Raw genomic sequence first — 12,751 nt, 5'->3', positions numbered from 1 at the left:
GACTCGACCTGGCCGGCGCCGTCACGTCCGCTTCGGCAGGGCCCTGCCGCGGAACCACTCCGCGTAGGTGTGCCAGCCGACCTCCGGGAACTCCGCGCGCAGAGCGGCGATGTCCAGGTCGAGGCCGACCTCGGTGAGGTAGCGGAACATCGCCGCCAGGTCGCGGGAGTAGACCTCGGCCTGCGACATGGGCACCTCGACGAACGCGGTGCCCCGGACGGCCGCCATCTCCGGACCGGTGAGCAGGTCACCGGCGATGTCGATGCGGCGGTTGCGGAAGCGTTCCGGTTGCTCGAACGCCAGCACCGCCATGGCGGCGATGTCCTCCGGTGCGACGACGTGCAGCTTCAGCGCCGGCGGGATCGGCAGGGCCACATCGCCTTCCGCGCCCATGAACGCCGCCGGACCCAGGACCGTCCAGTGCGGGTGGTGAGCGGCGAGGTACCGCTCGATCTCCGCCTTGGTGTCGAAGTGCGGGATGCCGGTGCCGCGGTCGGCGTTGGTGGCCGAGGTGAAGACGACGTGCGGAACGTGCCGGGCCGCCTCGACCGCGGCGATGCCCTGGGCCGGCTCGGCGGGACCGCTGAGCGGCGTCATCAGGAACACGCCGTCCACGCCCGAGAACGCCTCGGCCAGCGAAGCGGGCTCGTCGAAGTCGCCGCGCACGTCACCGGGACGCGTGGGGTTCCTGGTCACGCGGCGGACGTCGTGCCCGTGCTCGGCCAGGAGCCGGGCGACGGCACCGCCCTGGACACCGGTCGCGCCGGTCACCGCGATCTTCACGAGCCGACCCTGGAGACGTAGCCGTCCGGGCGGACGGTGGCCTCCGCGCCGTCGAGCACCACGCTCGTGCCCTTGCCGTCGGCCAGGTCGAGACCGGGGACGAACGTGCCCGCCAGCGGGTGGTCGCACCCGGTCTCGTAGCGGATGTCGGTGCCCTGCACCATCGCGGCGACGCGCTGCCGGACCTCCGGGAGGTCGAGCAGGCCGTCGAAGAACGAGTGCAGCTCCCGGGAGTGCGGGTCGGGCCGGGTGAGCGCGACCTGGGCCATCGTGTTGCGCAGCACCCGTTCGGCGACCGGGTGGCGTTCGGTCGTGTAGGTGTCGATCAACGCGGAGTCGCCGGTGGCGAGCTTCCAGCCGAGGTTCAGCGCGTCCTGCAGGCCGAGGTTGAGGCCCTGCCCGCCGAACGGCGAGTGCACGTGCGCCGCGTCGCCCGCGAGCAGCACGTTGCCGCGGCGGTAGGTGCTCGCCTGGCGGGTGTTGTCGGTCCAGACGGTGGCGGTGTGCACGGCGGTGATGCGCACGTCGTGGCCGCTGACCCGGCGCAGCACCGCTTCGAGCGCGTCCTTCGTGACGTCCCTGGTCGCGGGCGGCCCGGAGTGGTCGATCAGCATGATCCGGCCCTTGAGCGGCCCGAACGCGAACACGCCGGCCGGGGTGCGGTTCCAGCCGAACGGCAGGTCGCCGTCGAGGTCGACGACCGCCTGGTAGCCGGAGAGCGTCGGCCCCTCGCCGGGGAAGTCGAACCCGGCGAGCCCGCGCACGGTGCTGCGGCCACCGTCGCAGCCGACGACGAACTCGCTGCCGAGGTCGAGGTCCGTGACCTCGACACCGCGGCGGATCTCGACGCCCAGTTCGAGCGCGCGAGCTTCGAGGATGCGTTCGAGTGCCTGTTGCGTCAGCATGACGAGCGGCAGACCGTCCAGTTTGAACAGTCCGGCGAAGTGCCCGCCGGACGGCCGGTACCAGGCGAGCTTCGCGACTTCGGCCGCGCTGGCCTGCTCGATCGCGGGTCCGAAGCCGCGCATGGCGAGCATTTGGAAGGTGCGGCCGCTGATCATCTGGGCCTTGATGGTGTCTGCCTGGGTGGCGAGGCGTTCGAGCACGGTGGTGCGCACGCCCTGGAACGCCAGCTCGCAGGCGAGCAGCAGACCGACCGGTCCCGCGCCGACGACGGTGACCTCAGAGGTTTTCATGAGCAATATTTGACTGTGAAAACGTGCCGCTGTCAAACGTGTTTTAGGATGGGGCGATGGAGCCGATCTACTCGTGGCTGTACGTGCAGCAGGGCGTCGACGCGGTGAAGGCCGCGATGGGACGGCGCATGGAGGCCGACGCCGGGTGCTCGCTGCTGGAGCACGTGACGCTCTACCAGCTGCACCACAACGGCGGCCGGCTGACGATGCTGGAGCTCGCCGAACTGCTGGACGTCAGCCCGTCCGGCGTCACCCGCCTCGTCGAACGGCTCGTGAAGCGCGGCTGGGTGACGCGCGAGCAGCCACCGGACAACCGGCGGCTGGTGTTCGCGGTGCTGACCCCCGAGGGCGAGCAGGCGTGTCTCGGCACGACCGCGCGCGTGTACCGGGCGTCGCTCGCGGAGGAGTTCACCGGCCTGCTGAACGAACGCGACCTCGCCGACCTGCGCCGCATCGGGCGCAAGCTGCTGGAGGGACACGGCCGGTGGGACGTGAAGAGGTTCGCTCCCTCAGAGGAGTGAGGGCAGGACGTGCTCCTCGGTGACCATCAGCCCGGTGGTGGCCATGGTCTCGGCGAGGTCGGCGTCCCAGCTCGCCTCCGGCGGGCGGCTGTTCAGGGTCGGCAGCTCGACACCGCGCGCGATCAACGTCGCGACGGCCGCGCGGTAGTCGTTCGCCGACATCCGCCATGCCGTCCCGCCGGTCCAGGCGAGGACCTCGTTGGCGGTGCGGATGCCGTCGGGCGTGAAGTCGTTGTGGCAGCGCACGGTCTTGCCGTCGAGGTGGTGCCTGGCCTGCGGCGTGAGGCCGTCCGGCAGCACCATCAACGGGCCTTCGACGCCGGACTCGAGCAGACGCGTGCTGCGGACGACCGTGATCTCCCGTGCTTCCAGGGTGTCGTTGAGCGTCAGGTAGCCCTGCGAGGTGAGGACGGGGTTGCTGTAGGCGTCGGGCAGCACCCCGGCGCGCTCCCAGTCGGTGCCGGCGAGCTGGAGCGCCTTGTGCACGATCCGGGTGAGCGGCCGTCCGTCGTCGAGGTCGTTGCCCGCCAACGCGAACCGCGTCGTCGGCCGGTCGGGGTCGAGCCGCGCGAGGATCTCGGCGGCCTGGTTCGCGATCATCGGCAACGCGGGCTGCGGGATCTTGCCGTACCTGCGGACGTGCTCGATCCACTCATCCGCCCACGGTCGCGCCAGCAGGCCGTGTTCGCGCAGCGCGTACCGCAGCACGGCGTCCGCGGTCGAGGCTTCCGCGTCGGTGGACAGGCCGATCGGCTTGCCGTGCACCGATTCCAGCACCTCCGGGAGCGTGCTGCCGTGTGCGCGGACGTGCTCATCGAGGCGTGCCAACGAGATCTGGCGACGTGCGGGGTGCGCGACGGGCTTGCGCAGGAGTTCCGACAAGGCCCGCGCGGTCTGCTCGTCCTCGACGCGGATGCTGAACGCGGACCGGCCGCCGCCTTCGAGCGTCTCGCGGGCGAGGCGCCAGAGCTCCTCCAGTGCGGGCTGGTCCATGTTCACGCCCTCAGCCTAGTTTGCCGATTCGCCGCACGCCGCCGCACATCTACCCGTAGAAGGACCCGATGGCCATCTCGTACAGCCTTGCCGTCGCCGCACCGGTGGACGTCCGGCAGGTCGCGCACGCCACCCACCAGGCCGCCCGGTCGCTGCGGCTGGTGGACGCGCACTCGAACCCGGACGCGTTCCTCGACGGCGCCGACCTCGTGCGCGGCACGTGGGTCCTCGTCGCCGAGGCCAAGGTGCAGCCGTGGAACCCGGTGGTGGCCGACCTCGGGTTCACCCCGACCGCCCGGCTCGCCTTCCGGCTCGGCAAGGACGGCCCGCTCGACCCGCAGGTCGACGACGTGCTGGCGCTGTCCGTCGGCCTGCTCGACCACGTTGCCGGTGACGCGGTGCTGCACCGCGACTTCGAGGAGATCCTGCTGCTGCGCCGCGCCGGACAGCTGCTGCTGAACGAACGCGACGACCTGTGGACCGCACAGCGCCTTGCCGCCGTGCGGCCCCGGCCGTTCCGCAGGGAGACCCACGCCTTCTCGGAGGAGGACTAGGGATCGATCCGGTCCAGCACCGCGCCGTCCCACGTCGTCTGCGTGCACGCGACCCCACGGCCGTTCTTGGGCCGCAGCACGTCGTAGATGTGCATGCGCGGGATCTTGTCCGACACGCCCCACCCGCTCGGCCAGGTGATCACCCAGTCCATGTCGAGGTCGACCAGCAACCCCAGCATGCGCGCGATCGTCGGGTCGTCGAGCCGTTCGAACGCCTCGTCCAGCAGCACCAGCCGCAGCGGGTCGAACTCGTCGCTCACCGCGTCGTAGAAGCTCGCCGCCGCCGCGAACAGCGTCACGTACGAGATCAACCGGGTTTCACCCGACGACAGCTGCCGCAGTCGGCGTTCACGCGGGTTGCCGTCGGGGCCGGTGTCGGCGACGGTGACCGTGAACTGGTGCCACGTCCGGTAGTCGAGCGCCCGCGACAGGATCTCCGCGTACCCGCCGGAGTGCGTGTCGCGCTCGTTCTCGATCCGCTCGGTGAACACCCTGCGCAGCGTCGCGTCCTGCTCCGGCGTGCGTTCACCGAACGGCAAGCGCACCAGCGCAAGCGCTTGCCGCGTCTGGTCGTCGAGCGCCGCCGACGACTTCCACGCGAGCTTCACGTGCACGCCCTGGCTCGACCGCGCCTGCGACAGCACCTCGTTCATGCGCTTGGTCAGGTCCTCGGCCACGCTGACCTGCCCGCGCAACCACTCCGCCAGGTCGCGGATGAGGTAGTCGGCGAAGATCCCCTGGTACCGCTCGTCGAGGAACCCGCGCTGCTCGCCGAGCTTCGTCGTGACCTGCCGTGCGGCGACCGCGACGGGCTTCGCGCCCTCCTCGCCGGTCACCGTGACGGTCAGCAGGCCCGCGTGCTGCTCGGCGGCGATGTCGTGGCTGCCCGCGAGCGAGGTCTGCAGGGCCTGGAGCTTGGCGATCACCGTGGCCTCGGTGCCACCGCGCCGGTCACCGGCCGCCGCGATCGCCTGGCGGACAGCGGCGTCGTCGGTCTCGCCGTCCCAGTCCGGGAACGCCGCCGCGACCAGCCCCGGCGCGCGCACGGTCGCCGTGAAGTTGGCGCTCGCCCGCTGCCTCGCCTCGGCGGCCTCGCCGACCTGCGTGGAGTTGGTCTCCAGCAATGCTTCCAGCTTCGCCGCCTGCTCGCGCGCGGTCGTGATGCTTTCGCGCACGCCCTTGAGGTCCGCGCGCATCCGCTTGCGCGACCTCTCCAGCTGCGTGAGCTGCTCGCTGATCTCCTTGGCCTCGCCGCCGACCGCGTCCGTCAGCTCGGCGAGCGTGCCCGCCTGCGCCGCGTGGTCGACGCACCGCGCGTCGGCGTCGGCTTCCGCGGACTGCCGGTCCGCAACGGCCTCGTGGTAGCGGTGCGAGGCGTCGGTGAGGTCGGAAATCGTGCCCTGGCAACGCCTCCTGACCGCGTCACCGAGCAGGTCCGCGGTCCGCCGCGCGTCCGCGGCCGCCGCCTGGGCCTGCCGCAACGCCTCGGTGTCCGACGGCAACCCCGCATCACCGGCCTGACGGGTCAGCTCGCCGCGCGCCGCCTCCAGCCGCGCGCTGGCGTCCTCCAACGCCTCCCGCAGCTCGAACGTCCGCTGCGCCGCCCGCGCCGCCGACTCCTCCGCCGCTTGCACCCGGCTGTGCTTCGCGATCAGCTCGCCCTCGCCGGGGAACGCCGCCACGTGCGCCTCCCACGTCGCAACGTGCTCGTGCGCGCGAGCCAGCTCGTCCTCCGCGGTGCCCAGCCGCTGGCGCAGCTCCGCGAGCTCCTCCTCCAACGCCGCGATCCGCCGCCCACGGGCGGCTTCGCGCGCGCCGGCGCCGATGAACTCGGCCTGGGGCTTGGTCCAGTGCCCGGTCAGCACCCCGGCCCGCCACTCGCCGTCCGTGGTGAGGCTCAGGCCTTCGCGGTCGTCCAGCGACACCGCGCGCAGCAGGTCCGCGACGAACCCCTCCGGCACCGGCGACCCCTCCACCGCGGGCACCAGCACGTGGGCGAGGGTGCGGCCCTCGACGGGCGGGCTGGCGACGGCGAGCACGTCGTTCAGCTCGGTGTCCGCGAGCGTCACCCAGGCGTCGAGCAGACCGCTGGCCTGCAACGCGGCCTCCAGCCCGGCACGTTCGGCGTCGGTGAGCGACGGCGCGAAGTCCACAAGGCGGTAGAACGGGGCACCGGTCGCCGGGTCGCGGTCCGCCGACACGTACTGGCCGGGCACCGGCACGCGCTCGTCGCCCGAGCGCAGGCCGATCAGCTCCTCGTCGAGCGTGTCGAGGCGGGCGCGCAGCTCGGTGCGCTGCAGGCCGTGGGCGTGCGCGGCGTCGCGGGCGGCGCGCACCAGCGGGCCCACCCACTCGCGGGCCGCCGTGCTCAGCGCCTTCGCCGAGGCGGGGGTGACCGTGGCGGGCAGCGGGAACGCCGGGCGGTCGTCCTGGTCGAACGCCGGACGGCCGAACGCCGGCCCACCGGACCCCGACCCACCGGATCCCAACCCGGACCCCGACCCGCCGGATCCAGACCCACCGGATCCAGACCCACCGGATCCAGACCCACCGGATCCCGACCCGTCCGAAGTCGAACGGCCGAACACCGGCCCGTCCGCATCCTCCCGGTCGCCGCCCCGCGCGTTTCCTATTAGCGAGACGGACGAACCGGCAGATCGAGACTCACTCGATCGGGTGAATCCGGGACGCTCGTCCACCAGCGGGCCGCTGGTCGTCCACGTCTCTACCTGCGCCAACCACGATTGTACGACCTCGGCGAGCTCCTGGGCCTCCTGGTTGCGCAGCGCCGTCGACTCGGTGGCGGCGAGCTGGGCGTCGCGGGCCTTGCCGCGCAGCGACTCGACCTCGCGCTGCTGTGCGTCCAGGGCCAGGGCCTGTTCGTGCAGCGACAACGCCAGCGCGCCCCGCTGGCGGGCGAGGGAGGCGATGGCGACGGCCTGGTCGACCACCGCGGCCAGGTCGGTGAGCACCTCCTCGCCGGCGGCGGCCGGGGGGATGCGGCGTTCGATCGGCAGCGGTGCGGCCTCGGGGTCGGGCTTGGCGCGCACGGTCGCGGTGGTCACCGTGGCCTCGGCGGCCGGGACCTGCGGCACCACGGGCGCGAGGTCGGGGTCCATGCCGGCCAGGCGGAGGTTCTCCCGCAGCGGCGGGCTCAGCGCGTCCGCGGCCGACAGGTCCTCGGCCAGCCTGCGCAGCAGCCGCAGGACGTTGTCGACGGCGGCGTCCTCCTGGGCGCGCTGCCGGTGAGCGGTCTCCAGCGCGGCGACGGCGGAGGAACGCTTCTCCGCCACCAGGTTCTCGCGCGTCTTGAGGTCCTGCAGGTCGCGGAACGCGGGCAGCTCCTTCAGCGCCGCGATCGTCTCCTCCGCCTGCTGCTCGCCCGTCTCCATGTCGACGAGTGCCTGCTCGGCCGACGCGCGCTCGACGCGCGTGACGTCCAGTTCCGAGGTCAGCTTCGACTGCTCGCGCTGCAACCGGGTCAGCGACCGGTCCGCCGCGTCCAGCCGCTCGGAGGCCGACCGCAGACCGCCGAAGGCGTAGTCGGAGTAGGTCTTCAGGAACGTCGACAGCGCACTGTCCGCAGAGGACAGCCGGACGATGTTCTCCCGGATCGACTCCAGGTCGTCGAACGACGTCGCCAGCTGCTCGACCATCACCTGGTCCAGCGGCGGCAGCGCGTCGCTCAGGATCTGTTCGAGCTGGCCCTCCAGCACCTTCAGGCCGACGTCCGGGTTGCGCAGCGTCCGCTGCAGGTGCAGCAGGTCGCCGTAACGCGCCGCCGGCACGCCGTACACGGTCTCCGCGACCTTCGCGCGGAACGCCGGCTCCTCGAACATGCAGTCCGCGCCGACGAGGTCACGCAGCTGGGCCGGACCGTGCGGCACGCGTTCCGGACCGGCCAGCTGCAGCTCGGTGCCGACCCGCAGCGGCGTCACGAACCGCCACGAGTCCGTGATCGCCTGCGAGGTCTTCGACGCCTTCACGCCCAAGCCGCAGGTCAGGTACTCGTTGCCGGAGTGGTCGGCGGCCTCGCGGACCAGCTCGACCCACGCGTACCCGATCCGGTTCGGGCCGCCGTCGTAGTCGTCGAGCATCAGGCGCCGGATGCTGACCGTGTCGAAGCCCTTCGAGCCGAGCTGGCGCAGGTCGCCGTCCAGGCACAGCGGCAGCAGCAGCTCCAGCGTGCGGGACTTGCCGGAACCGTTGGTGCCCTGGAAGATCGCGCGGCCACCGGAGAAGTCGAACGTCTGCTCGGTGTACTGCCAGATGTTGACCACGCCGCCGCGGTGCAGCCGCCATCTGCTCATGAGACGTTCTCCTCGTCGAACAGGGACCAGCTCGGCACCTGGGGCACCGCAACGGGTTCCGGTTGTTCTCGCTCGGGGTCGCCGTCGGGGGACGGCAACCAGCGGTGCGCGGCAGCGCTGATCGACCAGCCTTCGGCACACGGGACCGCGAGTCCCATGCGCCGCAACAGTTCCGTCACCTCGGCGACCAGCCGGTCGAGGTCGTCGGTGAACTGCTTCGACCACGCGGCCGGGTAGTCCTCCACCAGCCGCGCGCAGACCTCGCGCAGCCGTTCGACCGACACCACGTGCCGTGCGGGCGCGTCCTCCGCCGGGTCGTCCAGCAGGTCGGGCAACGCCAGCAAGGCGAGGCGCGCGACCGTCGAGACACCGGGGAACGACAGGTCGGTCAGGTAGTCCTCGGGGTCGGCTGCCAGCACGCCCTCGACGCGGCATTCGGTGTACAGGCCGAACGCCTGCTCCAGCAACGCCGTCTCCTTGCGCTGGTTGCGCCGCAGCCACTCCGCCTGGTCGTCGGGCAGGTCCGCGTAGAGCACCAGCGGCGTCTCGACCAGCCTGCGCCGCACCGCGTGCTCGACACCGCGCGGACCCGGCCGCGCCGCCAGCTCGACCAGCCGCTCCGGCGACGACGCCTCACCGACCGGACCTGTGACCAGCTGGCCCAGCAGGTCCGTGTCGATCGTCAGCAACGCCTCCTGCGGGACCACGTCCTGCGCTACCGACCCCTCGGTCTCCTGCAGCACGCCGAGGGACACGAGGTGGCGCAACGCCGCGGTCAGCGCCCGCCGCTCGCTCACGTCGTCCGGCGCGTCGATGCCCGCTTCCCCCGCGGCCGAACGGATGTCCGCCACCAGCCGGGACAGCAGCGTCTGCCGGCCGGTCCCCGTCAGCACCGCCAGCGTCAACGCCAGGTAGGCGTACGCGCGCGGCGACATGCTGAGCACACCGCGGGTGTCGTCGTTGCCCGGCCCCGACTTGTACAGCCGCGCGAACCGGCGCTCCACCACGAGCCGGTACCCGAGCAGGCCCGCGAACAGGTCCTGCAGCACGGCCCGGTGCCGGTAGACGAGGCTGAGCAGCTCGCCGTCCGGTCCGTCGGAGCGCAGCAACGGCCTGCGCAGCAACGTCCGCGCGCACCGCACCACGTTGGCGGCGTCGATCTCGGAGAGGGTGTCGAAGTGGTTCATCGCTTCAGCGCCACCGTCGCGTCGTGCAGGGTCAGCGTCCCGGCGGCGGAGGAGATCCGCGTGGTCGTGCCGGGCGTGATCTCCAGCTTCAGGCCGCGCACGGGATCGCTGGCGGCACCGCTGTCGCGCGGCGAGTCGCGCTGGGCCATCGCCAGCGTCAGCAGCTCGCAGAACACCTCCAGCGCGCCGTGCGACAGCGTGGTGTCGTCGAGCTTCCCGGCCGCCTGCGTGAGCTCCGCGACGTGCCGCGCGCGGATCTCCTCCGCCTCACGGGCCTCCGCCAGCAGCGACTGCTCGGTCATCGGGTCGTCGAGGATGCGCGACGGACGCCCGCGCCCGCCCCGGTCACCGCGCGACCGCACGCTGACCGTGACGTCGCAGACCGGGCCGTCACGCCACGGCGTGCGCTCGTTGTCGGAGTCGTGCTCGGGCGCGGGGGAGAGGTGCCGCGCGGAGTACAGGCCGAACGCGGCCGCGTAGATCTCGTGCGCCTGCTCACGGGTGGAGTTGTCGAACCAGCTCGCGAGCTTCAGCAGCTCGGCACGCCGGCCCGGCACCAGGCCGCCGCCGGACGTCGCCCGCTTCACGCTCGCGAGCAGGCTGCCGATCGCACGGGCGGTGGCCTCGCGCAACGCCGTGACCTGGCTCGGGCGCCCGGGCCGGTCCACGAACCAGTCGGTCAGCTCCTGCCAGTCCTCCGGCGTGCGGCCACGGGCGCGTTCGACGTTCGTGCCCAGGTCGGTGCCCAGCAGCCGGAGCAGCTCGGAGCGCGCCCTCGCGATGCCCGCCAGTGCCGTGGCGATCGGCGGCGTGTACTTCAGCACGTCCTCCACGACCCGCTGGATGTACTCGACCAGCAGGTTGCGGAAGCCCGCGATCTCGTCGGGCGCCAGGTGGTTCCGCGTGACGACCTGGCCGAGGTAGGCGTAGAAGTCGCGGACCGTGGCGGCCAGCTCGGCGTGCTGCAGGAACAGCGTGGTGACGCGTTCGGCGAGCAGCTCCCTGGTCCGGTCGCCCTCGTTGAGCAGGGCGACGCTCAGCGATCCGCCGAGCTCGTTGAGGCCGCGTTCGATGGCGGGCAGCAGCTCGCGGGACACCTCACGGGCGCCCTCGGGGACGCGCAGCAGCTCGTCCACGTCGCGTTGCACGCGCACGGCGAGCTTGGAGACCTGGTAGCGGACGCTGCCGTGCTGGAACTCGGCGATGCTGGTCGCCACGACCTCGCGCCGGCCCTGGACCAGGTTGCCCCACTCGACCAGCTGCCTGAGCCGGTTGATGACGTTCTCGATGCGCGACTCGCCCTGGTCGACGCGGCCCTCGCGTTCCTGGCCGGCCAGCGCTCCCGCGACCTCGCCGGCGCTGAGGTCCGCGAGCAACGTGGAGGTGAACAGCCGCATGATCGCCAGGTACGTGCGCTGGTGATCGCGCGCGTCCAGATAGGCGTACAGCTTCAGCCTCTTGTGCTCCACGACCGGCCACCCTAATGCGCGTGCGTCCGGGCTGCGGCGCTACCGTGCCTTCGACGAGCTGGGGAGGATGCCGTGGGCGCGGGTCGCGCGTTGGGGTTGTTGCTGGGCGTGGCCGCGGACGCGGTGTTCGGCGATCCACGCCGATTTCACCCGGTAGCGGCATTCGGCACCGCTGCTTCCGCGGTGGAGAAGCGCCTCCACACCGATTCCAAGGCCGCCGGCGTCGCCTACACGACCGTGCTGGTCGGCTCCGTCGTCGCCGGTGGCGTCGCCGTCGAACGGCTGACCCGCAAGCACTGGCTCGCGCAGGCCCTGGCGACCGGCCTGGCCACGTGGACCGTGCTCGGCGGCCGTTCGCTGGCCGACGAGGGCACGTCGATGGGCCGCGAGCTCGACTCCGGTGACGTCGAGGCCGCCAGGAACCGGCTACCGCACCTGTGCGGACGCGACGCCGCCCGGCTGGACACGTTCGGCCTGGCGCGCGCGACCGTGGAATCGGTGGCGGAGAACACGTCCGACGCCGTCGTGGGCCCGCTGGTGTGGGGCGCGGCGTTCGGCGTGCCCGGCCTGCTGGGCTACCGCGCCGCCAACACGCTCGACGCCATGGTCGGGCACAAATCGCCGCGCTACCTGCGCTTCGGCTGGGCCTCCGCCCGGTTCGACGACGTGCTGAACCTGCTGCCGTCCCGGCTGGCGGCACTGCTGACCGTGGCCGGCGCCCCGGTCGTCGGCGGCTCGGCCCCGCAGGCGTGGGAGACGTGGCGCCGCGACGCCTCCGCGCACCCGTCGCCGAACGCGGGCCAGGTCGAGGCGGCCTTCGCGGGCGCGCTGGAGATCAGGCTGGGCGGCCGCACGGTCTACTCGCACGGCGTCGAGGAACGGCCGGTGATGGGCCACGGCCGCAACCCGGACTCAGGTCACGTGACGCGTGCCGTGGAGCTGTCCCGCGTCGTCGGCCACGGCGCCGCCCTGGTCAGCGCCTTCCTCGCCGTCTTCCGCAAGTAGCTCGGCGACCGTTTTCTTCTTCTTGGGCCGCTCCTCGCTCAGCACGCCACCCGGCCGTGCCTCGCGGATGGTGAAGTACAGCCAGCCACCGACCGCCATGACACCGAACGCGATCCACTGCAGCGCGTAGGAGTAGAACGGCCCGGACTCGATCCGCGGCAACGGCATCGTGTCGAGCGCCCCCGCCTGCTTCTCGACCAGCTGGTAGTGGCCGGGCTCGATGCCGGGCCCGACGGCGTCGTTGTTGATCGAGTAGATCTGCCGGTGCCCGTCCTGCTGGAACGCCGGCCGCGCGTCCGACTCGTTGTTCCGCGCGAGCCCGATGATCGTGACCTCGTCGGTAGGTGCCCTGGCGAACTCGGGCGGCTTGATGCCGTTGACCGGCCGCACATACCCGCGGTTGACCAGGACCTTCTTGCCGCTGTCGGTCTGGAACGGCGTGATGACGAGGAACGCGGCCTCGCCCTGCACCGTGCGCAGCCGGGCCAGCGCCTCCCCGTCGGGCAGGTAACGCCCCTTGAGCTCGACCTTCTGCCACTCGTCGTGCTGCGTGCCGAACGGCACGGGGTCGCCGGCCAGCGACCGGGTGATGGCGGAGTTCTGCCCCTGGCGCTCGTCGTTGCGGCCGAACTGCCACGGGGCCAGGAAGTAGACGCAGGCACCCGCGAACACCCAGACGGCCAGGGTCAGCGCCAGCCAGCCCGGCTTGAGGAGGAACTTGAACCGCACGTCC

General features: G+C 72.2%; 10 protein-coding genes. 3 read left to right on the top strand and 7 right to left on the bottom strand.

The genetic code is table 11. The features are described from left to right. Nucleotides 1-21 precede the first annotated feature (21 nt). Nucleotides 22-783, bottom strand: a complete 762-nt coding sequence (locus tag ADL03_RS42290; RefSeq protein WP_053739289.1) for an NmrA family NAD(P)-binding protein — start codon at nt 781-783, stop codon at nt 22-24. Beyond that, nucleotides 780-1,979 (bottom strand): FAD-dependent monooxygenase, encoded by a 1,200-nt coding sequence (locus ADL03_RS42285; protein WP_053739288.1) that lies wholly within the window; start codon nt 1,977-1,979, stop codon nt 780-782. Before ADL03_RS42285 ends, ADL03_RS42290 begins: the two co-directional genes overlap by 4 nt. A 56-nt stretch (nt 1,980-2,035) precedes the next feature. Here ADL03_RS42285 and ADL03_RS42280 point away from each other — a divergent pair, with 56 nt between their 5' ends. Continuing rightward, the gene (locus tag ADL03_RS42280; RefSeq protein WP_053739287.1) at nt 2,036-2,500 is read left to right on the top strand and encodes a MarR family winged helix-turn-helix transcriptional regulator; all 465 of its coding nucleotides are present in this window, start codon (nt 2,036-2,038) and stop codon (nt 2,498-2,500) included. Here the strand turns inward: ADL03_RS42280 and ADL03_RS42275 are convergent. Then, nucleotides 2,489-3,493, bottom strand: coding sequence for a DUF2399 domain-containing protein (locus tag ADL03_RS42275; protein WP_231642841.1), 1,005 nt, complete (start codon nt 3,491-3,493; stop codon nt 2,489-2,491). The genes ADL03_RS42280 and ADL03_RS42275 overlap by 12 nt on opposite strands. A gap of 68 nt (nt 3,494-3,561) precedes the next feature. On the opposite strand from ADL03_RS42275, the gene ADL03_RS42270 reads away from it, so the two are divergent. Further along, on the top strand, nt 3,562-4,047 hold the full coding sequence (locus ADL03_RS42270) for a SitI3 family protein (protein ID WP_053739285.1): 486 nt from the start codon (nt 3,562-3,564) through the stop codon (nt 4,045-4,047). Here ADL03_RS42270 and ADL03_RS49160 read toward each other — a convergent pair. The 3 genes from ADL03_RS49160 to ADL03_RS42255 are packed head-to-tail and all read right to left on the bottom strand — an operon-like array spanning nt 4,044 to nt 11,013. Next, nucleotides 4,044-8,357 carry an SbcC/MukB-like Walker B domain-containing protein gene (locus tag ADL03_RS49160; RefSeq protein WP_053739284.1) on the bottom strand — a complete coding sequence of 1,438 codons (4,314 nt, stop codon included), beginning with the start codon at nt 8,355-8,357 and terminating at the stop codon, nt 4,044-4,046. The two genes, ADL03_RS42270 and ADL03_RS49160, sit on opposite strands and share 4 nt — an antisense overlap. Next, the gene (locus ADL03_RS42260) at nt 8,354-9,544 is read right to left on the bottom strand and encodes a TIGR02678 family protein (RefSeq protein WP_053739283.1); all 1,191 of its coding nucleotides are present in this window, start codon (nt 9,542-9,544) and stop codon (nt 8,354-8,356) included. The genes ADL03_RS49160 and ADL03_RS42260 overlap by 4 nt, the downstream gene beginning before the upstream one ends. Continuing rightward, nucleotides 9,541-11,013 carry a DUF2397 domain-containing protein gene (locus ADL03_RS42255; protein ID WP_053739282.1) on the bottom strand — a complete coding sequence of 491 codons (1,473 nt, stop codon included), beginning with the start codon at nt 11,011-11,013 and terminating at the stop codon, nt 9,541-9,543. The genes ADL03_RS42260 and ADL03_RS42255 overlap by 4 nt, the downstream gene beginning before the upstream one ends. Nucleotides 11,014-11,085: 72 nt before the next feature. Here ADL03_RS42255 and ADL03_RS46340 point away from each other — a divergent pair, with 72 nt between their 5' ends. Continuing rightward, nucleotides 11,086-12,018: a cobalamin biosynthesis protein gene (locus ADL03_RS46340; protein WP_082373996.1), complete on the top strand. Its 933-nt coding sequence runs from the start codon at nt 11,086-11,088 to the stop codon at nt 12,016-12,018. Here ADL03_RS46340 and ADL03_RS42240 read toward each other — a convergent pair. Beyond that, nucleotides 11,926-12,747 carry an SURF1 family protein gene (locus ADL03_RS42240; RefSeq protein WP_053739279.1) on the bottom strand — a complete coding sequence of 274 codons (822 nt, stop codon included), beginning with the start codon at nt 12,745-12,747 and terminating at the stop codon, nt 11,926-11,928. The two genes, ADL03_RS46340 and ADL03_RS42240, sit on opposite strands and share 93 nt — an antisense overlap. Nucleotides 12,748-12,751: the final 4 nt, after the last annotated feature.

The sequence above is a fragment of the Nocardia sp. NRRL S-836 genome (assembly GCF_001279525.1).
Lineage (GTDB): Bacteria > Actinomycetota > Actinomycetes > Mycobacteriales > Pseudonocardiaceae > Lentzea.
Note: the sequence above shows the minus strand (reverse complement) of the source record. Positions and strands in the feature narration are given on the sequence as shown.